Genomic DNA, 19,838 nt, shown 5'->3' on the forward strand with positions numbered 1-19,838 from the left:
ATTACATGACAAATCAGTGAAATTAGATAAGGAAATCTTCTAATTTGGCACCTTTTTCAAGCTCTGCAACCAACCAACGTGGCTTCTTTCCACGCCCTGTCCAAGTCTCCGCAGTATTATTTTTATTACGATAACGAGGCTCTACAGATTTACGCGTGCTTTTCTTACGCTTTTGTGCACCATATTCAATGAATTGCTCTAAAGACATACCCACTGATTCAGCAATTTGAGTAATCTGATGATAAGCATCTTCAATTTCCTGATCTTTCTTAGACTCGATCAAAGCTTGGGCTTCAGCAGTTAACTTTCTTAACTCTTCAACAGATAAATTACTAATATCAGGCATAACATTTACTCCAAAAAATTCAATATCATTATTAGATTTATAAAGCGCCATCTTATTGTTATAAATTATTTTAATCAATCCATCATGTTATTTAATATACATAAATAAAACAAATAATTTAACACATTAATTAACCGAGTCTATTTCTATTATTTTTTCTCTAATATGCTCTGGAATCAAAACCTTTTGCATTGTATTTTTATCCACACAAACTATAACGGCCTCAGCAATTGCCACAATTTCATTCTGTTGCTCACTCCAAACTGTATATTCCATCCTGAAGGCAGAGTTACGCAATTCAACCACTTTAGTTCCAATGCGTAAATAATCAGGATAAAACACTGGTTTAAGATATTTACAACTATTTGAAGCCACAACAGTATTAATATCTAACGCTAAGATTTCTAATTGATTCAAATACTCTATTCGAGCAGTTTCAATATAGCGATAATAAATCACATTATTGACATGTCCAAAAGCATCCATATCACCCCAAGCGACTTTTTGATGGGTAATGACTTTGTACTCATTCATTTGTTTCATTCATCATTCTCATAACTTAAATTGAATAAATTTATTATGGGTCTCAAAGACACTGTTCAATTGCTGAGTTAATACAGCATCGCCTTTTAATACAGATTTAATTCTTAAATAGTTCATTAAAGGGTGATCAGGATATAATTGCAATAATGCCTCAGCATCCTGTTCACGATGAGTCGCAGTATAAATATGCCATTTAGAAAAACTCAAAATCGGTAATCCAGGATATTTCATTTCAAAATGATCAATCTGGTTTTCAAGCATTTCATAATCAGGATTTTGTTTTAACAATTGTTGTTGAAACCATAAATAAAAAATATCCTGATCGAACCGTTCTTCTAATAAAGACAAAGAAAGTTGAGTTTCATCAAAAGCCATCTCAGGAATGCGAGAAATAAGTTTTAACCATAACGATTTAATACCATATGAAGACGACACAATTTGATCACTCATTTGAGCATACCGAATTTGAATAAGCTCTAAATCTGTATTTGAAGCGTTGTCAAAATCATTGAGTAGCTTTAAAAGCCATTTCTTTTTATGTTCCAAATCTAAATGGCCATATTGCGTGGATTTTAAATAATGCCATGGATATTGAATCGCAAATCTGCCCCATAGATGATTCAACTTATGCTGATAAGCATCTTCAAGATCTTTTAACCATGGTGACAGCATATGACCATGTAAAAACTCCAAATGGGTTAAAGCCTGATCTGGAAGCCCTTGAGCTAAATAAATTTCAATACGCTGGAGTTCAGCCAATTCAAAAGCATCTGCAGGACTTTGTTGTAAAACACTCAACGCATCATCAATACGATCTTGCTTCAACCAAATACGAGATTGAATAACTTCTTTGAGTAATCCTGAGTTCTCAAACACAGGTTGTAAATATTCTCGCTGTTTTGTGTTGGCCTCCAAAACCCACAAAACACCTAATTTTTCATACGTATGTAACCTTGAAAAGTCTGTCACTTGTTGAATTTTACGCTGCTCTCTTGATCTCATCTTTCCAACCCAAAACCATAAAAGATGAAGAGATAAAGCAACGAATAGAAGAAAAAATGAAACAAACCAGAGGTTCGTTTGAATCTGAATACCGTGCCAAAGCATGTAAATATAACCTGGCCCTTCTTGATAACTCAGCACACTTAACACGGCTAATATCATTAAACCAACTAATGCATAAACTATAAAAATATGTTTCATGATTAGCCCTCTAAAATTGCTTTACTGTTCAATTTAGGGACAGGTAAAAGTTGTGCTTGTTTGAGATGTTTCGCTTTATTTTTTATTTTGATTGCCGCAGCATCAGGCAGTTGATCCAGTTCATCGATAATTGAGGTCAGTGCATTTTGATAATCAATGTATTGTCCTTGTTGTAGTGCTCTTTGAGCAAATAACACTCTCAATTGAACTTCTTTTAAAACTAATCTTCGATTAAGTAATACCGGCATCTGTTCATCAACGCGTTCAACTTTGAATACACGCTCAAACCATGAGGATTGCGAAGAGTTATCACTCGTGAGTCGCTGTACTTGTTGTTCATTTTTCAAATTTGCATCAATATTTTCAAGCAAGTCACCTAACTGAGCAATTTGAATATTTTTTGCCACAACATACTGTTGAATCATTTTTTGATCATGCTCAACAGCTCGATGCATTGAAACCTGCAATGTATCTGCCAAAGCCAAGCGCTCAACCAGTTGATCCAGTTGATTGAGTTGCTCAAGTGCATATACAAACTCATGTTGATCTAAGGCAAATTGAATTAGCTCTAATTTTTGACTTAAGAGTTTGATTGGATTGATTTCAGATTGAATTTCTTGTTGATTATTGTTTTGCTGAGGTGGATTGGATTGAGACGAAACCTGCTGATTTGAGCGCTGAATTGCTACCAACTGATCATTCAAACTTGCCACTAATTGCTCTGATTTATGTTGAGTTTGTTGTAGCAACTCAACTTTTTCTTGTAATGAAAAATGATCATAGCTGAGTTTAATCAACCAAATGATTAAGCCTAAAATGAATAGATATAAAATTTTCTTCATGAGTGCCTATGTTCACTTTCAAGCTGCGACAAAATCGTATCTGGCATTAAGTCCGCAATTTGAGTGATTTGAAATTTAGTATTTGAGGTCTGTTGATACATACACACGATCTGATATAACCGATCCGCTAAAACCAAGTAATGACCGTGTTGCATAAATACAGGATAATTTTTGCATAAACTCAGCCAATTTTTCCAACTGGCTTCACTACTAATCAATACAGCATAAGGTTGTGGATTTGCATTGAATGCTTCAAGTAGATGTTTAAATTTATCTTGAGCATCACTTGGGCAGTAGCGGGAGTATAAAACAAAATTAAGTACTTCAATTTTAGCAGTACGACACTGCTGCATCATGAACTGACGGCCACCTTCTCCCCGCCAAAACGCAATACGTTTGAGATCAGCATTTTGTGTTAAAACCGGAAGACTTAACATTCCTTCAGATGTTTCAACATCTGGAACTAAACTTTTAACACCATATCGACTTAGAGCTTCAGCTGTTTTCCGGCCAACTGCAATCCATTTGATATGATTTAAATCGGTCAATCTAAGTCCCGATTTTTCGAGAAACTGCATGCCAACTTCAACGGCTGTTGGACTGACGACCACAATCACTTGTGCTGAAATTAATTGCTGAAAGAGCTGATCAAGTTCATCACTCCAATGAACAGCAGCCAACTCTAGTACAGATAACTCGATAGGCTCATATCCTGCACGTACCAGTGCCTCATTGAGAGGCTTAGCACGATCTGCAGGTCGAGTATTGATAAACTTCATTTCATTTTTTTATTTATACAGTGCTTTTAATAAATCAGCAGCACCTTGGTCAATCAAAGCTTTTGCTAGTGAAACACCCAACGTTTCAGCTTGTTCAACTGGACCTTCTACTTTAGCAACCAATAATGTTTGACCATCCACACTGCCTACGCGCCCCTCTAATTGAATCTGTTGATCATTTAAAGTCGCATATCCCGCAATCGGTACCTGACACCCGCCTTCCAAATAAGCATTAAATGCCCGTTCTGCACGAACACACACATCAGTTTCTGCATGTAATAAAGGTCGAATCAACTCTAATACGCGTGCATCGTCACCTCGACACTCAAGACCTAATGCACCTTGGCCAACTGCGGGTAAACTCGTCTGTGCATCCAGCGTGTGTCGAATACGCTCTGCTAAACCTAAACGTTTTAAGCCTGCACTTGCCAGAATGATGGCATCGTAAAGCCCATCATCAAGCTTAGATAGTCGTGTGCCTACATTTCCACGTAAATCTATAATCTCAAGATCTGGACGGGCTTTTAAAATTTGACATTTACGGCGCAAACTTGAGGTTCCCACTTTGGCACCAAGGGGCAAATCTTCAAACTTGCTATAAGTATTCGAAACAAAAGCATCTAAAGGATCTTCTCGCTCACAAATCACGGCAAGACTTAATCCTTCTGGGAGCGCCATCGGCACATCTTTCATTGAATGGACAGCAAGATCTGCACGACCATCAAGTAATGCAGCCTCAAGCTCTTTAACAAATAAACCTTTTCCACCAATCTTGGCTAAAGGGGTGTCTAAAATTTTATCGCCTTGGGTCACAAACGTAACCAACTCAACTTTTAGACCAGCATGTAGGGTCTCAAGTCGCTCACGAATATGCTCCGCCTGCCATAAAGCCAATGGACTTTGACGAGTTGCAATTTTTAAGGTTTTGATCATTTTAATGCTGCCAAACTTTAGACATCCTAAACTTACCCTGCTGTCCCAAAATTGCAAGTAAATTGTTCGGCAATGTCTATAATTTTAGGCAACTAAATATTTTGCATTCTTTCTCTAAGCAAAGGTAAGTGACGGCGACTGACCGCCAATTTCTCTTCAAGTTCACGACAACGAACTTGATACTGGCCTGAAGCAACCAACTCCAATCCATCCAAATAATCCAATGCAATCAGCGCATTTCGATGAATTCGTATAAATTTATTTGAAAACTCACGCTCTAGATCTTTTAAAGTCTCATCAATCAACACACTGCCGTTTTTGTGTCGTACTGTTACGTATTTCTGATCAGCCAGAAAATAGTAAATATTTTCTATAGGAATGAGTTCAAGACCACGATAGGTTTTCGCAGCGATTTGCTGACGCTGATGTTTTTCTTCCATATTTTCTTTTTGTTCTATATTTGACATTTGAGCTTGAGTAAGTTTAGTTAAATTATTCAGTGTATTTTCTAATTCTGATTTGATAATCGGTTTTAATAAATAGCCTTTCGCTTGTGCCTGAATCGCAGTCAAAGCATGCTCATCATAGGCCGTGCAAAAAACAATGGCGGGCATAGGGTTTAGCTGTGAAAGATGCTGAGCACATGTCAAACCATCCATTTCAGGCATTTGGATGTCAAGTAAAATTACATCAGGCTCATATTGTTGCACTAAGGTCAAAGCTTCTTTTCCATGGTGCGCAGTTGCAACAACTTGATGCCCCAATTGAGTGACCAAGCGAGATAAGCGCTCAACCGCGAGTGGCTCATCATCACAAATTAGGATGTCCATTGTTCCTCCTTGCTCAAGTTAACGTTGCTTATTTTAATGTATTAACTTGATTTTATTTATATTGGTACTGGACTACAGTCGTGTAAATTCCATTACCTGCATGACTCCTAAACTGTACCGTATACCCATAGTGTGCTTTCAAACGCTGTTTCACGTTTTCTATCGCAATACCATTCCCCTCCCTATTGGCCATTTTATCGGCTATATAAGGGTTAGTAATGACTATAGTGACTTGATTTTGTAATATTTCAACCAATATGACAATCTTTGCATCAATTAACTTTTTCTCCACCCCATGAAAGATACTATTCTCAATTAAAGGCTGTAAAGTTAAAAAAGGAATACTTGCTTGGCCCAACTGCTCTGGTTGCAAGATATTCCATTCCACATTTAATCTCGAACCCAACCTTAGCTTTTCAACCGCCAAATAATGTTCACACAATTGGATTTCTTCTTTTAATGTGACAATTTTCAGCTCTTGAAAGCTTGCTCTAAACAACCTTGAAAGATCGATGAGCATTTGCTCTGCTTTATCTGGATCACTCCCAATCAGACTCACCACACTATTTAAACTATTAAAAAGAAAGTGTGGATGTATTCTTGCTTGCATGGCTTGAATTCGAGCATTCAATTCACCTTGTTGCTGCTTTAACCACTCACCCCGAACATAGATATATCGTAAACAAAAAGTGATCAACAATACGCCATAGCTCATATGTAAAATCACATGATCAAATAAAAGTAACCATGAAAATTTTTGTAAAGAAAAGTTACTCCCCCAAAAAAACAGAAAATTCAAACTACAAGTAGTGAATAGGATAATGAGTTCTAATAGTGCAAATGTATAAATCGCAGACTGCCAAGTGGTTAGTTTTTGCCAAAACGCCCTAAATAAATCAATTACGGCAATAAAGACCAATACCACCCAATTGATATAAAGCACATACTTGATCACTTGTGATGTCTGTAAATTTGACCAAGACTGTGACTCTGCTAGGCACAGCAATAACGCCAAAAAAATACTGGCAATAAATAACTCTGCAAAATATTGCCATTGCCCAATACGTACAAAGAAATTGGCGTCGATAAATTCTTGTTTATCTTTTGAAGAATTATCCATAGGCAAGACTTCGGCATCTTGATTTGAATTTGTTATACTGGATGCAAAATTACTGCTTTTTCTTTTACTGAGCCGACATGACCACATCTTCTAATTCCTCTAATCCGTCACAAGCCCAAACTTCAGGTATGTGGGGCGGTCGTTTTTCCGAAGCAACTGATGCCTTTGTCGCTGAATTTACAGCATCTGTCCAATTTGACCAACGCTTTTATAAACAAGATATTGCAGGTTCAATCGCACATGCAACGATGCTGGCAAAAGTCGGTGTACTCACTGAACAAGAGCGTGATGATATCATCGCAGGCTTAACCGCAATTAAAGCGGATATTGAAGCTGGCAACTTCGAATGGCGTATTGATTTAGAAGATGTTCACATGAACATTGAATCTCGATTAACACAACGCATTGGGATTACAGGTAAGAAATTACATACAGGTCGTAGCCGTAATGACCAAGTAGCAACGGATATTCGCTTGTATGTACGTGATGAAATTGATGCCATCTTAGGGTTATTACAAAAACTGCAAAAAGGCATTCTAGGCTTGGCTGCTAAAAATACAAATACAATCATGCCTGGCTTTACACATCTTCAAACTGCACAACCTGTGACGTTTGGACATCATTTAATGGCATGGTTTGAAATGCTGGTACGTGACTCAGAACGTCTGATTGACTGCCGTAAACGCGTGAATCGCATGCCTTTAGGTTCTGCTGCGCTTGCAGGTACCACTTATCCAATCGATCGTGCTTATACAGCAGAACTTTTAGGATTTGAAGCAGTTGCAGAAAACTCATTAGATGCTGTATCTGATCGTGATTTTGGTATTGAGTTTAATGCTGCGGCATCACTCATCATGATGCACTTATCTCGCATGTCTGAAGAATTAATTCTTTGGACATCTGCACAATTCAAGTTTGTGAATATTCCTGACCGCTTCTGCACAGGCTCTTCGATTATGCCTCAGAAGAAAAATCCTGATGTACCTGAACTTGTTCGTGGTAAAACAGGCCGTGTATATGGCGACTTAATGAGTCTACTTACCCTCATGAAAGGTCAACCTTTGGCATATAACAAAGACAACCAAGAAGATAAAGAACCACTATTTGATGCTATCGATACAGTTCGAGGCTCTTTGATGGCTTTCGCAGACATGATTCCTGCACTTGTTCCAAATATTCCTGAAATGCGCGAAGCTGCGCTGCGTGGTTTCTCAACAGCAACCGACCTTGCTGATTACTTAGTGAAAAATGGTGTTGCATTCCGCGATGCACATGAAATCGTCGGTAAAGCAGTTGCGCTTGGCGTACAAGAAGGTAAGGATTTATCAGAACTTACGCTTGAACAACTTCAACAATTCTCTGATTTAATTCAAGCTGACGTCTTTGAAAAAGCATTAACTTTAGAAGCTTCTGTCAATGCACGTAACCACATCGGTGGAACAGCACCTGCTCAAGTTGAAGCAGCAATTGAGCGTGCTCATGCGCGTTTAGAAGCTCTTTACGCTTAATTTCTGATTATATTTTTGGAGTATTGATATGTCTCGCCAAGTATTTTGCCGTAAGTATCAAAAAGAAATGGAAGGTTTGGATTTTGCACCATTCCCTGGTCCTAAAGGTCAGGAACTATTTGATAGTGTTTCTAAGCAAGCATGGGGCGAATGGTTAAAGCATCAAACTACTTTAATCAATGAAAAACGTTTAAATGTCTTTGAAGCTGATGCAAAGAAATTTCTTGAAGAACAACGTGAAAAGTTCTTCAACAATGATGAAACTTTAGAAAAAGCTGAAGGCCTAAAGCCTGAGTAAAAAAGAAAGCACTGCTTTTCTTTTTTACGTAAGATAAGGACGAAGTCCGCGTAGGCTTTAATCTAAAAAGAATCCCCATCTTTGGGGATTCTTTTTTATGCGTTACTTTAAAAATTAGGCAAGAAAAACACAGAAGGTGTGCACAGGCTTTAATCCCAAAAGAATCTGCGTAATAGAGGTCCTTTTTTATGGGACATCAAATAAATATCAATGGAGTCAAAATTTAGCTGACGAAAGAAGTGCTTGTGGTGGATTTAAAATATGACCTAATTGGTAAACTCCATCCATATTTAACTGCATCTCCATTCGGTCAACACGAATTGGGCCAAATTTAATGTAAATCTGCCGATTTTGAAGATCAAACCGCTGCTCCAAAACCTGTCCATTGAATTGTAAAGAGTTCATAGATGTTAAGTCCATAAGCGCTTTAAAAGGTTGCTCTTCATCCTTTATATAATGAATCCTTTTTCTATCACTCACAAAATTTTCTAAATGGTTTAAATCCTGAGATTTAAAAGATGTAATTTCACGAATTTGAGATTCCTCAATACCTAAAGCATTGACCAAACTTAACTGATCGTCTGGCAGTAATTTAAAATGCCCATTGTTAGGATGTGCCGCCCAACTCATACTCGAAAGACCCCAAGCACAGATTCCCCACAAAACTTGCTTAAATTGTCTCATTCCCCATCGCTCTCACTGAACGTAATAAAAGCCATCTTTAAAAACATTTCAGCCAAACACAACTACCATTTATCTTAAATATCATTTACTTAACAAGAGTTGTTAGACTCACGTCACAGACAAATCTTTTTTATTGATATTTATCTTGCTATCTAAAAAAGACTGCATAAATGTAAAGCAGAAAATAGACACATAAGATGATTATGAGTTATCAATTTCATCAGAGTAGGCTAATCTCTGTATTAAAATTAACCACCATTTGAGCGCATCATGTTTATCATTCGTCCTTATATTGAGACTGACTTAGAAGACATCATTCAACTCTGGGAAAGATGTGATCTAACACGACCATGGAATAATCCGGAAATTGATATTTTTAGGAAGGCTGCACAAAAAGATGACTTATTCTTGGTGGCTGTGAAAGATCAGTTCATTATCGCAACATTAATGGGTGGTTACGACGGTCATCGCGGGTGGATCAATTACCTCGCGGTACATCCCAATCATCAACGGAATGGTGTTGCTACAGCGTTGATTCAACATTTGGAAAAAAGATTGATTGCACTTGGTTGTCCAGAAGTTCAGCTTTTAGTGCAAAAAGAATTTATTGATATTCAAAACTTTTATGAACAATTGGGATATGACGAAAAAGAAGTTGTATGCCTTGCTAAAAGACTCATTCACGACCATTAAGAAATTTTATAAAACAGGAGCATTTATCAATTTACCGATCCGTAAAAATATTGGGAATCGAATATTAAATTTATGACCGGTATCATTATTCAAAGTTAAGGCATATTGGCTCATCTGATTTAAGATTTGTGTCGCCTGATTATTGGCTTGCGTATTTTGTTTAAGATATTTCTTTAAAGCTGACCATGTATTTAAATAATCAATCAATTGATCAATCCGCCATTTACAATGCATGTGCTGCTCACAGGTCGGGATTTCTTCAAAAGGAAATGGAATCGTTTGATATTTCAGATCAATATAGTGACGCTCACTCTCCCAATATGTTTTCAATACTTGGTGATATAGCTTTTCAATACAGCTTTGAAGCTCCTCATTCTCCACTTCAATAAGCCCATATCCAATCACTGCAAAGACACCCTGGGGCTTCAGTGTTCGATAGACCTCTTGAAAAAATAACTCGAAGTCAAACCAATGAATGGCTTGGGCAACTGTAATCAGGTCAAAACATTGTGCTTTAAAATTGCTATGTTCAGCATTATCAATTCGGTAAATTACATTATCTATTGCTGGGGCTTGCTGAAGTTGTGCTGCGCTTATATCCGTTGCAATGACTTGATTAAAATGCGGAGCCAATAAGCGGGTGAATTGTCCTGAACCTGCCCCGCAATCCCAAGCCATTTCATAGTTCTGAACATATTTGAAGATTTCGTCAATCACACTTTGTGGATAACTTGGACGAGCTTGTTGATAAAGCTCACTTTGATCAGAAAATAGGTCTTTCATTTTTTATTCTGAATTTGATCGAGAAATCAACCTTAGCACATCAAAAAAAATGGATGATGCATGACTTCGATTCATTTTGTATTATTTTATAAGCAAAAAAAATCCTCAACATTGTTGAGGATTTTTCGAATATGGTGGCGAGACCCAGGATCGAACTGGGGACACACGGATTTTCAATCCGTTGCTCTACCAACTGAGCTATCACGCCGATGGGGTGTATTAAGCCGTAACTGAGCTCAATAGTCAATAAAAATCATGCATTTTTTATTTGTTCGAGTAAATTTTACCCAAAAAAAATCTCTGATGGGATCAGAGATTGAAAATACAAATTCTTAAAAGAATATGGTGGCGAGACCCAGGATCGAACTGGGGACACACGGATTTTCAATCCGTTGCTCTACCAACTGAGCTATCACGCCGATGTCGCGTATTAAACAGTTTCATCTCGATATAGTCAAGCAAGTTTTTGGGATATTTAAACAAATGGATGTTTTTAAAACAACATTTAGATTATTCGATGTAAATACATACAAATCCAATAAAAAAGCCAGTATTGACTGACTTTTAATATTTAAAATCGAACAATAGTTTTAAATTTTTTCCAAACTACTTAAACAACGATGTATTGCACCACATCCAGGCTCAAAATGATTAACGCCTTTCTCTTCTTCCATTCGACATGCTTCACTCACTAAGCGCTCTGCGACACCACGTCCACGGTTAGCCGGATGAACTACGATATTTTCAAGCGTTCGACTTTCACCTTGTCCAGTTGACCAAATGGCCCCAATGATCTTTGTATTAAATTCTGCCGTGTAAAGTAAGGTATACTGAGCTAAGTTTTGCTCAAGTTGTTCAATGGCATCTTGTCCGTCACTAAATTCTGGACTGGTGTCATATAAGCGCTCAAGCTGTTCACGAACTTCAACATTATCAAGCGAAGTTATTGCATGTACGGTTATAGGCATTGATTAACCCTCCTGAGCAATCTAATATGCTGTCACTTTCGTGACATCGAAAATCTACATTCATCATTTTTAACGTTTTTGAGGAACGTGTCTATGACGCAACGTATCAGTGAAGTGGTAAGAAACACAAACGAAACCAAAATTCGTGTTCGCGTGAATCTTGATGGTACTGGTCAAGGCACCCTCAATACAGGTGTTCCATTTTTAGACCATATGATCGACCAAATCAAGCGTCATGGTTTATTTGATATCGATATTCATTGCGACGGCGATTTAGAAATTGATGATCACCATACAGTAGAAGACTGTGGTATTACCCTTGGTCAGGCATTTGCACAGGCTTTAGGTGACAAAAAAGGTTTGCGTCGCTATGGTCACTTCTATGCACCACTTGATGAGTCCTTGAGTCGTGTCGTTGTTGACCTATCAGGCCGCCCTGGCTTATGGATGGACATTCCATTTACGCGCGCGCGCATTGGTACTTTTGATGTCGACCTATTCTCTGAGTTTTTCCAAGGCTTTGTGAATCACGCATTAATGACACTCCACATAGACAATTTGAAAGGTAAAAATAGCCATCACCAAATTGAAAGTGTATTTAAAGCATTTGCACGAGCACTTCGTATGGCTTGTGAAGTAGATCCACGTGCAGAAAATACTGTAGCTTCAACCAAAGGTACTTTGTAATGACCCGTATTGCCCTTCTTGATTATGGCATGGGAAATCTTCACTCAGCAGCAAAAGCACTTGAGCATGTTGGTGCAACCGTTGATGTGACCAATGATCCTAAGCTGATTGCTCAAGCAGATAAAATTGTGTTCCCAGGCGTTGGTGCAATGCGTGATTGCATGCAAGGTATGCACGAGGCTGGCATTGACGAGGTTGTACGCAATGCCGTTTTCAACAAGCCTGTCCTTGCGATTTGTGTCGGCATGCAAGCTCTGCTGCAACACTCTGAAGAAAATGGTGGTGCAGATGCATTAGGCATTTTTGATGGTGCTGTTAAACGCTTTCCAGATATTGAAGGTTTAAAAGTTCCCCATATGGGTTGGAATCAGGTACACCAAGCAGATCCAAGCCATCCAATGTGGAACAACATTGATCAAGATGCTCGTTTCTATTTCGTACATAGTTTCTATGTTGAACCGAAACAATCTGAGATCATTGCTGCGACATGTAACTACGGTTTGGAATTCTGCACCGCAATCCATAAAGATAATTTGTTTGCTACGCAGTTCCATCCAGAAAAAAGTCATACAGCTGGCTTACAGTTGTTGAAAAATTTTGTAGAGTGGAAAATTTAAAGCCATAATAAAGCTCACTGTTTTCAGTGAGCTTTTTTTCAGACTTTACTCTAAATATCTTTTACGACAAAGCCACCTTCAATTGGCTCAACAGTTACTTTAATTTCTGCTTTTAGATTCAGCGCAGCATAACGACTTTTAAGTTCTGAAATTAATTGTTCTGGCGTTGCATCTTTTAAAGCCAACTCATCCTTCAAAGGATACTGTTTAAAACTTTCTGATTTTTTACCATCTTTAGCGTCTGAAACCCATCGTTCTGCAGCACTCAGTACTTTCGCTAATTCAACTAGATGTTGAGCATTGGCAGGAGTTGACTCTTGCACCCATTTCGACAGCGTTTCCTTAGAGACTCCCAATGCATTCACCACATCAGTCGGTTTAATGTTTTTCTCTTTGATCAATTTTCTAAGTTTTTTAGCACCTTCGCTAAATAAATCATCTTCTTGAACTGCCATCGCTTCTGTCCAAATCTTATTCACTGTCTGCAGTTTCAATTTAACATTAAGCCTATGCAGTTGAGTCTAATATTGCCAAACAAATCAGATGAAATTTAAATTATTTTCAATATTGATAATTCACAAATAAAAGTGTGATCTAATTTTTCTCATTACTCAGTTTGAATTAAAAAAGAAAAATAATTTGACCCAATGATTAATTGTTAACTTATGTAAAGACAATGAGCACCAATTTTAATCATTAAAAAAATACACAAAATTCACAAAATCAATCAACGAATCGAACAAGTTGGCATTTTAGGTATTTACACCATGCGACTCGATAATATTCATGCATTATAAGTGTACATTTATTCTATCAAGCACCAAAATAAACCACAATAAATAATTGATTTTGTTAACATTTTTAAACATTACCCTTGTGTTGTATTAAGTTGCTGTTTTTACGGCATATCTTCAAAATTATTCCACTTATATTGTTTTTTTTCGATTTGTCTGAAATTTTTTTCTTTGTTAATTATGAACTTGCTGAAACAACACAGATCCAACACTAACCACATATATTTTGGAGCAATCTGCACATGTTTAAACTTTTTACTGGAAAAATCAGTGGCGTTCTAAGCCTTGCTTTACAGGGAATTACGAAAGCAGTTGGTTTTATTCTAGAAACCGTAACGACAGTTGTAGATACCGTTGTTGACACAGTAGGGACGCTGACCAAACCATTAACGGATAAGTTAACAGAATTGCCACTGATCGGAGATACAGTGGAATCGGTACTCAATCTTGAAAATAATTTATTAGGAAATTTAAGTGGAGGCTTACACGCTATCGCTGATGATTTTTCGAAAGGAGATCTATTAGGGGGCATTAATACTGCATTGAATGGCACTACTGCAACTGTAGGCCAAACCATCAAAGATGTTTCAAATGTTGTAGGTGAGGTCGCTGGTTTAGCCGATCCCGTGACCGACCTGCTAAGCCAAGTGCCAGGTTTAGGTGCTGTCGTAGATGTTGTCGGAGAAACTTCTTCAAATCTTTTGGGATTCGTGAGTGAAACGGGAGATTATGTCGCAAGTACCAAACCTCTTGATCTCGTGACTGGTCTCATTGATGATCCTTTAGGCAGTGTCACAGGAACATTAGGAGATGTCTCAGGAACATTAGATAATTTATTGGATGATTTAGCACCTGTAACAGATGCTCTGTCATCGATTCCTGTCGTGGGTGATCTTGTAGGATTCACGGGAGAGATCACAAATGCTTTAGGTGCAATCCCAACCAATATCACACCAACTAGCTTTGATCTAATCTCTAACTTAGATACAACACCATACATTTAATTCAAAGTTCGTATTAAAAACCGTCAACATTGTTCTGACGGTTTTTTTTCATTGTTACTTCGCTCATTTGATGTTTCTTTGCTAAGATTGCTGCGAATAAACTCCAGAATACTGGCAAGGAGCGAAAGCATGCTGATTATCCCTGCAATTGACCTTAAAGATGGTAAATGTGTCCGTTTAAAACAAGGTCGTATGGAAGACGATACCGTTTTCTCTGATGATCCTGTGGCAACAGCACAACATTGGGTAGACGCTGGCGCTCGCCGTTTACATTTAGTTGATCTAAATGGTGCTTTCGCTGGTACACCTATTCACAAACCTGTTGTGGAAGCGATTGCAAAAGCACAACCTGAACTGCCAATTCAAATTGGTGGTGGCATCCGTTCTCTTGAAACCATCGAACACTACTTAGATGCAGGTGTATCATTCGTCATTATTGGTACAAAAGCAGTCAAAGAACCTGAGTTTGTTGAGGAAGCTTGTAGAAAATTCGCAGGTCACATCATTGTCGGTATTGATGCAATCAATGGCATGGTCGCAACTGACGGCTGGGCAAATGTAACTGACGTGAAAGCAACTGATTTAGCTAAACGCTTTGCAGATGCTGGTGTATCTAGTATCGTGTATACCGATATTGCACGTGATGGCATGATGCAAGGTGTGAATATCGAACAAACAGTTAATCTTGCGACTTATTCAGGTTTACCTGTGATCGCTTCAGGCGGTGTGACCAATCTTGACGACGTTCGCAACTTAAAAGGTCAGCCTGGTATTTTAGGTGCGATTACTGGTCGTGCAATTTATGAAGGCACTTTAAATCTTCGTGAAGCTCAATTATTACTTGATGAACAAGCGCTCTAATAGCGCATGTTTCTAAAGAGGTCTTAGGACCTCTTTTTTCTTACTTAAAAAATATGTTGAATTTATCTCCTACCCTCAAAACCAAAACACCACAACTTGCCCTTATTGCAATTACGATGATTTGGGGTGCCAGTTTCATTACAGTCAAATATGGATTGAGCTTCAGCACACCAGTGCTTTTCGTTGCCTTTCGATTTGCAGCAGCTGCGCTGGCTGTTGGTCTCATCTCACTTCAATATTGTAAAAATTTTAGTGCCAAAGATATTTGGGCAGGATTTTGCATTGGAACAGTGATTGCGATTGGTTATGGAACCCAAACCATTGGCTTACAGACCATCACCAGTAGCGAGTCTGCATTTTTGACAGCACTTTATGTGCCGTTAGTTCCCATCTTATTGTGGTTGCTCTTTAAAAAAAGGCCACATGTCATGACATGGATGGGTGCAGGACTTGCCTTTGTAGGTTTAGTGTTCTTAACAGGAAATGGGTTTGGTGCTATTCGGCTTGAATTTGGTCAGATCATTACCTTGATAGGATCAATTGCGATTGCACTTGAAATTATTCTCATTAGTTACTTTGCGCCTCGAGTCAATTTACGCCGAGTGACGATATTACAGCTCATTTTTGCATCGTTAATTTGTTTTCTAATGGCACCATTGGTGGGTGAAACACATCTTCCTGAGTTTAACTGGATCTTCGTTGCGATTATTGGAGGTTTAGGACTTGCAAGTGCAATCATTCAGTTAGTCATGAACTGGGCTCAACGCGTGGTTGATCCTTCACAGGCTGCCATTATTTATTCTGGCGAACCTGTTTGGGCGGCTTTGATTGGGAGATTAGCAGGTGAGCGTTTAGCTATGCTCTCAATTTTAGGTGGCGTGTTGGTTGTGCTCGGTGTAATTACCAGTGAGTGGAGACCAAAATTTAAGAAGAAAGAATAAGCTTACTGGGGCTCTTTTAGCTTTAACATCATACATGGTTGAAAATACTGCACTTCAGGCATAGGCGCATAAAAGGGATGCAAGAGTTCCTTCCATTTTAAATACGCCTCTGACTGCCTAAAACCTTCCGTATGATCTTCAAGTTTGTTCCAGTAAATCAGTAAAATATAAGCATGTTCATTATTCGTATTTTTAATCAGCTGAACCGCATTTAGCCCCTTCATTGGTGAAATAATGTCTTTAGCTAATTTAAAAGCATTTTCGAATGCCTCACTCTGGTTCATTTTGATATTTAAATGAACATGCTCAATAATCATGACACCACCCCATTCATGAGTTTTAATTATTGATACATTGGCTCGTTATCATTGACCTTAATAATTCCTTTGATCGCACGATAAACAATCCAAACCCATGACAAACCAATCACTGCGATACAGAATGTTGTTGCACCCAGTGCTACACCAGCAAAGGCATTAGGATTGTCACCCGTGAAGAATAAGAACAAAAACGGCAGGAACGCGATGATATTCCAAATTAAATACCACCAAAAAGTACGAATTTGCCAAGTAAAATGACTTTCAAAAATTGAGCCCTGTACCTTTGATCGTTTCCAATAGTTAATAATTAGCGCAATAACCGCCAAAATACCTGCTGAAAAAATAGCGATGATATACAGGATGTAAAGTAAAATCGTTAAGCTGCGGTTTGGATCTTGATCAGCTGTATAATTCATAAAGTCACCTTTTTAATTTTTTTGAGGCTTTATAATTTCAAACCATTAAATGGTGAAATTATCCATAAAATAATCAGTATATTAAACGCTATAGTACAGAAATAAATTTTTCGAAATGGTTGTTTTTGTGTTTTATGACGCAAGCGTTGCTGAGCAAGCCAAGCACTCGGCCATCCACCTAATAGAGAAACCACATGTAATGTATTTTCTGGTACACGTTGACTCCCCTGTTGAGCCGCCGCTTTATCGTGTGCATATAAGCCATAGGTGATCAGGTTCATCAATAAAATGACCAACACCACCATCATACTCAATAGCCCTAATAGGACTAATATAGCAAGCGTTAAGATATAAGCAATAATCGCCACTTGCATCGGTTGCATTTTTTGTTGAGTAACTGGTGAATGACGCGGCTTCGTTTTTACTTTTTTTGCCTGAGTCGCTTTTAAGTATGTTACTTGTTTCGCTTTAAATCGACCTTGACCATCCAATTGAACGATATACTCCAAAGCACAACCTGGAATCGGTCTTGGGCCTGGTTTGGCAAAATCTTTAATGTGAAGGAAAACGCGATCTTTGGATGAATCATTGGGTTGAATAAATCCATAGCCTTTTTCATCAAACCATTCAACTAGACGACCTTGATCACGCATATTCCCCCCAGATTTTTAAATTTTTAAGCTGTTACAAATTTTAATCGTTCAACCAGCATATTACGCATTTCTAAAGGATTTTTTTGCAAAATATCCTCGCCAACACGCCCCATTTCTTTGTTCTTTTGAGCCACTAGCAAACGCATCATCCAGAAACGTCCAGCTGCCATCGCTAAATAGAGCTCCAGACATGATTTTTCATCACTGGTCATTTCACGCACACTTTGATAAGCCTCCAAGAATGCTAAGGCCTTTTCCTCATTCAAATGAACATTTGGATATTCTGTACAGAAATCATTCATCGTAATGGCGATATCAAACAAAAGTTCATCTTTATTCAACTCATAAAAATCGAGTATCCCTTTTAAAGTAGCCCCTTCAAATAAAGTGTTATCTCTAAATAAGTCAGAATGGATAAAACCTCGTGGACGATCAGGGTACATTGCGGTAAGAGCGTCATATAAACCTAACAAACTATTTAATAATACTTGATCGGCTGGATTTAGCGTAGGTCGAAGCTGCTGAGCCACACTTAACCAATAATCATGATTACGATACTCTGCGCGCTCTAAGGGAAAGTTATCGAGAGCCACATGTATTTGAGCCTGTGCAATAGCAATGGACTGAACCTGTTCAAGTGATGAAGGCATAGGATGCTTGCCACGCATTCTAGGCGCAATTTGTGCAGGTTTATTTTTTAAGATCTGAATCGAACGTCCTGAATGTTTCAAAGGTACAGGCACAGGGAGACCTGCATGACCCAGATGCTCAAGTACAGGGACGAGTTCACCTGCGCCTTGCTCATCCATATCTTCAAAAATTGTTAAAACAAATTCGGTTTGATCTGCACAAACTAGAAAATAGTTCGTATTTTGAATACCTCCTTGAATCGGAATCAGGTCAATCACCTCTAATCCATAAGGCGTAGCAAAATCCTGAACTTCCTTTAAAGTCAAAGTGGTATAAACCGACATAAAAAAACCTGCGAAAAAACTTACATTATTTTGATAGAATACCTGCTCCGACTACCAAGGTGTAGCACCAAAGTCTGTAAGTTTCATAATCGGCTGTTATTTTTGGAAAAAATTATGCTTGCTAAACGTATTATTCCTTGCCTCGACGTAGATAACGGTCGAGTTGTAAAAGGTGTTCAATTCCTTGATATTCGTGATGCAGGCGACCCAGTTGAAGTAGCACGTCGTTATAACGAACAAGGTGCAGATGAGATTACTTTTCTCGATATCACTGCAACATCTAATGGGCGTGACACCACTTACCGTACGGTTGAGCGTATGGCTGAAACTGTATTTGTACCACTGACCGTAGGTGGCGGTGTTCGTAAAGTTGAAGATATTCGTTTATTGCTTAACGCTGGTGCAGACAAAGTCAGTATTAACTCAGCTGCTGTCTTTAATCCTGAATTCGTTCAAGAAGCCTCTCAACGTTTTGGTGCACAATGTATTGTAGTTGCGATTGATGCAAAAAAAACGGGTGAAAATAAGTGGGAGATTTTCACACATGGTGGTCGCAAACCAACGGGTATCGATGCGATTGAATGGTCTGTGAAAATGGCAGAATACGGCGCAGGCGAATTGCTCATTACGTCAATGGATGCAGATGGTACAAAAGCTGGTTATGACTTAGCATTGATGCGTCAGATTAATGATCGTGTAACGATTCCAACGATTGCTTCAGGTGGTGTGGGTAATCTTCAACATCTAGCAGACGGAATTTTACAAGGGGGTGCTGATGCAGTGCTTGCAGCCTCTATCTTCCACTTTGGTCAACACACTATCCCGGAAGCAAAACAATATTTAGCTGAACAAGGCATTGAAATGCGTCTTTAATCATGCCCCATAAAAAAGAGGCAAATGCCTCTTTTTTTTGCAAAAAAAAGAGCCCGAAGGCCCTAAAAACCAAGAAAAAACAGCGCTTGGTTCGTTATGCAAAGCGATAAACTGGAGAGTTCTACCATCAGATTTTCATTCTCCGATTTATTCATCTCATATCATAAA

General features: G+C 38.3%; 25 protein-coding genes and 2 tRNA genes. 9 read left to right on the forward strand and 18 right to left on the reverse strand.

The window, feature by feature from the left end; translation table 11 throughout:
• Positions 1–22: 22 nt before the first annotated feature.
• From AC1M9E_RS13125 to AC1M9E_RS13160, 8 genes are all read right to left on the reverse strand, one after another.
• The gene (locus AC1M9E_RS13125) at positions 23–346 is read right to left on the reverse strand and encodes an H-NS histone family protein (protein ID WP_035267603.1); all 324 of its coding nucleotides are present in this window, start codon (positions 344–346) and stop codon (positions 23–25) included.
• A gap of 126 nt (positions 347–472) precedes the next feature.
• A complete protein-coding gene (locus tag AC1M9E_RS13130) occupies positions 473–889 on the reverse strand; it encodes an acyl-CoA thioesterase (protein WP_035267539.1) in 417 nt (138 codons plus the stop codon).
• Positions 890–898: 9 nt separating this feature from the next.
• Complete coding sequence (locus tag AC1M9E_RS13135) at positions 899–2,092, reverse strand: heme biosynthesis protein HemY (protein ID WP_481607236.1); 1,194 nt, start codon at positions 2,090–2,092, stop codon at positions 899–901.
• 2 nt (positions 2,093–2,094) lie between these two features.
• Positions 2,095–2,934: a hypothetical protein gene (locus AC1M9E_RS13140; protein ID WP_481607235.1), complete on the reverse strand. Its 840-nt coding sequence runs from the start codon at positions 2,932–2,934 to the stop codon at positions 2,095–2,097.
• Entirely contained in the window at positions 2,931–3,713 is a 783-nt protein-coding gene (locus AC1M9E_RS13145) for a uroporphyrinogen-III synthase (protein WP_481588836.1), read from the reverse strand. The genes AC1M9E_RS13140 and AC1M9E_RS13145 overlap by 4 nt, the downstream gene beginning before the upstream one ends.
• A 9-nt stretch (positions 3,714–3,722) precedes the next feature.
• Complete coding sequence (hemC, locus tag AC1M9E_RS13150; protein WP_481607317.1) at positions 3,723–4,643, reverse strand: hydroxymethylbilane synthase; 921 nt, start codon at positions 4,641–4,643, stop codon at positions 3,723–3,725.
• Between the two features lie 95 nt (positions 4,644–4,738).
• The gene (locus AC1M9E_RS13155; RefSeq protein WP_481595778.1) at positions 4,739–5,476 is read right to left on the reverse strand and encodes a LytR/AlgR family response regulator transcription factor; all 738 of its coding nucleotides are present in this window, start codon (positions 5,474–5,476) and stop codon (positions 4,739–4,741) included.
• Between the two features lie 52 nt (positions 5,477–5,528).
• Positions 5,529–6,683 (reverse strand): sensor histidine kinase, encoded by a 1,155-nt coding sequence (locus tag AC1M9E_RS13160; protein ID WP_481597211.1) that lies wholly within the window; start codon positions 6,681–6,683, stop codon positions 5,529–5,531.
• Between AC1M9E_RS13160 and argH the strand changes: the two genes are divergently transcribed.
• Positions 6,674–8,104: an argininosuccinate lyase gene (gene argH / locus AC1M9E_RS13165; RefSeq protein ID WP_179999042.1), complete on the forward strand. Its 1,431-nt coding sequence runs from the start codon at positions 6,674–6,676 to the stop codon at positions 8,102–8,104. The genes AC1M9E_RS13160 and argH overlap by 10 nt on opposite strands.
• Before the next feature lie 28 nt (positions 8,105–8,132).
• On the forward strand, positions 8,133–8,402 hold the full coding sequence (locus AC1M9E_RS13170; RefSeq protein WP_035267550.1) for an oxidative damage protection protein: 270 nt from the start codon (positions 8,133–8,135) through the stop codon (positions 8,400–8,402).
• Between the two features lie 216 nt (positions 8,403–8,618).
• Here AC1M9E_RS13170 and AC1M9E_RS13175 read toward each other — a convergent pair whose 3' ends face one another.
• Positions 8,619–9,032, reverse strand: coding sequence for a hypothetical protein (locus AC1M9E_RS13175; RefSeq protein WP_481586832.1), 414 nt, complete (start codon positions 9,030–9,032; stop codon positions 8,619–8,621).
• A 324-nt stretch (positions 9,033–9,356) separates the two neighbouring features.
• Here AC1M9E_RS13175 and AC1M9E_RS13180 point away from each other — a divergent pair, with 324 nt between their 5' ends.
• Positions 9,357–9,779 (forward strand): GNAT family acetyltransferase, encoded by a 423-nt coding sequence (locus AC1M9E_RS13180; RefSeq protein ID WP_179999046.1) that lies wholly within the window; start codon positions 9,357–9,359, stop codon positions 9,777–9,779.
• Positions 9,780–9,785: 6 nt separating this feature from the next.
• Here AC1M9E_RS13180 and AC1M9E_RS13185 read toward each other — a convergent pair whose 3' ends face one another.
• The 4 genes from AC1M9E_RS13185 to AC1M9E_RS13200 form a co-directional block, all read right to left on the reverse strand.
• Entirely contained in the window at positions 9,786–10,562 is a 777-nt protein-coding gene (locus AC1M9E_RS13185) for a class I SAM-dependent methyltransferase (RefSeq protein WP_481586833.1), read from the reverse strand.
• Positions 10,563–10,694: 132 nt separating this feature from the next.
• Positions 10,695–10,770, reverse strand: a tRNA-Phe gene (locus tag AC1M9E_RS13190).
• Positions 10,771–10,905: 135 nt separating this feature from the next.
• A tRNA-Phe gene (locus AC1M9E_RS13195) sits at positions 10,906–10,981 on the reverse strand.
• A 171-nt stretch (positions 10,982–11,152) separates the two neighbouring features.
• A complete protein-coding gene (locus AC1M9E_RS13200; protein WP_035267556.1) occupies positions 11,153–11,530 on the reverse strand; it encodes a GNAT family N-acetyltransferase in 378 nt (125 codons plus the stop codon).
• Between the two features lie 93 nt (positions 11,531–11,623).
• Here AC1M9E_RS13200 and hisB point away from each other — a divergent pair, with 93 nt between their 5' ends.
• A complete protein-coding gene (gene hisB, locus AC1M9E_RS13205) occupies positions 11,624–12,217 on the forward strand; it encodes an imidazoleglycerol-phosphate dehydratase HisB (RefSeq protein ID WP_035267557.1) in 594 nt (197 codons plus the stop codon).
• Entirely contained in the window at positions 12,217–12,834 is a 618-nt protein-coding gene (gene hisH, locus AC1M9E_RS13210; protein ID WP_035267559.1) for an imidazole glycerol phosphate synthase subunit HisH, read from the forward strand. The genes hisB and hisH overlap by 1 nt, the downstream gene beginning before the upstream one ends.
• A 50-nt stretch (positions 12,835–12,884) precedes the next feature.
• Here hisH and AC1M9E_RS13215 read toward each other — a convergent pair whose 3' ends face one another.
• Positions 12,885–13,313 carry a helix-turn-helix domain-containing protein gene (locus tag AC1M9E_RS13215; protein WP_228133253.1) on the reverse strand — a complete coding sequence of 143 codons (429 nt, stop codon included), beginning with the start codon at positions 13,311–13,313 and terminating at the stop codon, positions 12,885–12,887.
• Positions 13,314–13,870: 557 nt separating this feature from the next.
• Here AC1M9E_RS13215 and AC1M9E_RS13220 point away from each other — a divergent pair.
• From AC1M9E_RS13220 to AC1M9E_RS13230, 3 genes are all read left to right on the forward strand, one after another.
• Positions 13,871–14,632 (forward strand): hypothetical protein, encoded by a 762-nt coding sequence (locus AC1M9E_RS13220; RefSeq protein ID WP_481595774.1) that lies wholly within the window; start codon positions 13,871–13,873, stop codon positions 14,630–14,632.
• A 129-nt stretch (positions 14,633–14,761) separates the two neighbouring features.
• The gene (gene hisA, locus AC1M9E_RS13225; RefSeq protein WP_035267561.1) at positions 14,762–15,493 is read left to right on the forward strand and encodes a 1-(5-phosphoribosyl)-5-[(5-phosphoribosylamino)methylideneamino]imidazole-4-carboxamide isomerase; all 732 of its coding nucleotides are present in this window, start codon (positions 14,762–14,764) and stop codon (positions 15,491–15,493) included.
• A 53-nt stretch (positions 15,494–15,546) separates the two neighbouring features.
• On the forward strand, positions 15,547–16,434 hold the full coding sequence (locus AC1M9E_RS13230) for a DMT family transporter (RefSeq protein ID WP_481607233.1): 888 nt from the start codon (positions 15,547–15,549) through the stop codon (positions 16,432–16,434).
• A 2-nt stretch (positions 16,435–16,436) separates the two neighbouring features.
• On the opposite strand, the gene AC1M9E_RS13235 is transcribed toward AC1M9E_RS13230, so the two are convergent.
• From AC1M9E_RS13235 to AC1M9E_RS13250, 4 genes are read right to left on the reverse strand one after another with little or no spacing between them, the layout of a single operon-like run.
• Positions 16,437–16,751, reverse strand: a complete 315-nt coding sequence (locus tag AC1M9E_RS13235; RefSeq protein WP_481592862.1) for an antibiotic biosynthesis monooxygenase family protein — start codon at positions 16,749–16,751, stop codon at positions 16,437–16,439.
• A 26-nt stretch (positions 16,752–16,777) separates the two neighbouring features.
• Positions 16,778–17,170, reverse strand: a complete 393-nt coding sequence (locus AC1M9E_RS13240) for a DUF4870 family protein (RefSeq protein WP_035267567.1) — start codon at positions 17,168–17,170, stop codon at positions 16,778–16,780.
• Between the two features lie 29 nt (positions 17,171–17,199).
• Positions 17,200–17,823, reverse strand: a complete 624-nt coding sequence (locus AC1M9E_RS13245; RefSeq protein WP_481607232.1) for a DUF1294 domain-containing protein — start codon at positions 17,821–17,823, stop codon at positions 17,200–17,202.
• 23 nt (positions 17,824–17,846) lie between these two features.
• Positions 17,847–18,797, reverse strand: a complete 951-nt coding sequence (locus tag AC1M9E_RS13250; protein WP_481607231.1) for a homoserine kinase — start codon at positions 18,795–18,797, stop codon at positions 17,847–17,849.
• A gap of 114 nt (positions 18,798–18,911) precedes the next feature.
• Between AC1M9E_RS13250 and hisF the strand changes: the two genes are divergently transcribed.
• Positions 18,912–19,670, forward strand: coding sequence for an imidazole glycerol phosphate synthase subunit HisF (gene hisF, locus AC1M9E_RS13255; RefSeq protein WP_035267573.1), 759 nt, complete (start codon positions 18,912–18,914; stop codon positions 19,668–19,670).
• Positions 19,671–19,838: the final 168 nt, after the last annotated feature.

The sequence above is a fragment of the Acinetobacter sp. 24-47-47 genome, assembly GCF_057737035.1.

What these genes read in the sequence shown, in the direction of transcription:
- AC1M9E_RS13245 (WP_481607232.1), bottom strand. Translation starts at nt 17,823, where the DNA reads ATGCGTGATCAAGGTCGTCTAGTTGAATGGTTTGATGAAAAAGGCTAT.
- AC1M9E_RS13180 (WP_179999046.1), top strand. Translation starts at nt 9,357, where the DNA reads ATGTTTATCATTCGTCCTTATATTGAGACTGACTTAGAAGACATCATT.
- AC1M9E_RS13140 (WP_481607235.1), bottom strand. Translation starts at nt 2,934, where the DNA reads ATGAAGAAAATTTTATATCTATTCATTTTAGGCTTAATCATTTGGTTG.
- AC1M9E_RS13160 (WP_481597211.1), bottom strand. Translation starts at nt 6,683, where the DNA reads ATGTGGTCATGTCGGCTCAGTAAAAGAAAAAGCAGTAATTTTGCATCC.
- hisB (WP_035267557.1), top strand. Translation starts at nt 11,624, where the DNA reads ATGACGCAACGTATCAGTGAAGTGGTAAGAAACACAAACGAAACCAAA.
- argH (WP_179999042.1), top strand. Translation starts at nt 6,674, where the DNA reads ATGACCACATCTTCTAATTCCTCTAATCCGTCACAAGCCCAAACTTCA.
- hisH (WP_035267559.1), top strand. Translation starts at nt 12,217, where the DNA reads ATGACCCGTATTGCCCTTCTTGATTATGGCATGGGAAATCTTCACTCA.
- AC1M9E_RS13250 (WP_481607231.1), bottom strand. Translation starts at nt 18,797, where the DNA reads ATGTCGGTTTATACCACTTTGACTTTAAAGGAAGTTCAGGATTTTGCT.
- AC1M9E_RS13235 (WP_481592862.1), bottom strand. Translation starts at nt 16,751, where the DNA reads ATGATTATTGAGCATGTTCATTTAAATATCAAAATGAACCAGAGTGAG.
- AC1M9E_RS13185 (WP_481586833.1), bottom strand. Translation starts at nt 10,562, where the DNA reads ATGAAAGACCTATTTTCTGATCAAAGTGAGCTTTATCAACAAGCTCGT.
- AC1M9E_RS13220 (WP_481595774.1), top strand. Translation starts at nt 13,871, where the DNA reads ATGTTTAAACTTTTTACTGGAAAAATCAGTGGCGTTCTAAGCCTTGCT.
- AC1M9E_RS13200 (WP_035267556.1), bottom strand. Translation starts at nt 11,530, where the DNA reads ATGCCTATAACCGTACATGCAATAACTTCGCTTGATAATGTTGAAGTT.
- AC1M9E_RS13135 (WP_481607236.1), bottom strand. Translation starts at nt 2,092, where the DNA reads ATGAAACATATTTTTATAGTTTATGCATTAGTTGGTTTAATGATATTA.
- AC1M9E_RS13170 (WP_035267550.1), top strand. Translation starts at nt 8,133, where the DNA reads ATGTCTCGCCAAGTATTTTGCCGTAAGTATCAAAAAGAAATGGAAGGT.
- hisF (WP_035267573.1), top strand. Translation starts at nt 18,912, where the DNA reads ATGCTTGCTAAACGTATTATTCCTTGCCTCGACGTAGATAACGGTCGA.
- AC1M9E_RS13145 (WP_481588836.1), bottom strand. Translation starts at nt 3,713, where the DNA reads ATGAAGTTTATCAATACTCGACCTGCAGATCGTGCTAAGCCTCTCAAT.
- AC1M9E_RS13130 (WP_035267539.1), bottom strand. Translation starts at nt 889, where the DNA reads ATGAAACAAATGAATGAGTACAAAGTCATTACCCATCAAAAAGTCGCT.
- AC1M9E_RS13230 (WP_481607233.1), top strand. Translation starts at nt 15,547, where the DNA reads ATGTTGAATTTATCTCCTACCCTCAAAACCAAAACACCACAACTTGCC.
- AC1M9E_RS13125 (WP_035267603.1), bottom strand. Translation starts at nt 346, where the DNA reads ATGCCTGATATTAGTAATTTATCTGTTGAAGAGTTAAGAAAGTTAACT.
- AC1M9E_RS13155 (WP_481595778.1), bottom strand. Translation starts at nt 5,476, where the DNA reads ATGGACATCCTAATTTGTGATGATGAGCCACTCGCGGTTGAGCGCTTA.
- hisA (WP_035267561.1), top strand. Translation starts at nt 14,762, where the DNA reads ATGCTGATTATCCCTGCAATTGACCTTAAAGATGGTAAATGTGTCCGT.
- AC1M9E_RS13175 (WP_481586832.1), bottom strand. Translation starts at nt 9,032, where the DNA reads ATGAGTTGGGCGGCACATCCTAACAATGGGCATTTTAAATTACTGCCA.
- AC1M9E_RS13240 (WP_035267567.1), bottom strand. Translation starts at nt 17,170, where the DNA reads ATGAATTATACAGCTGATCAAGATCCAAACCGCAGCTTAACGATTTTA.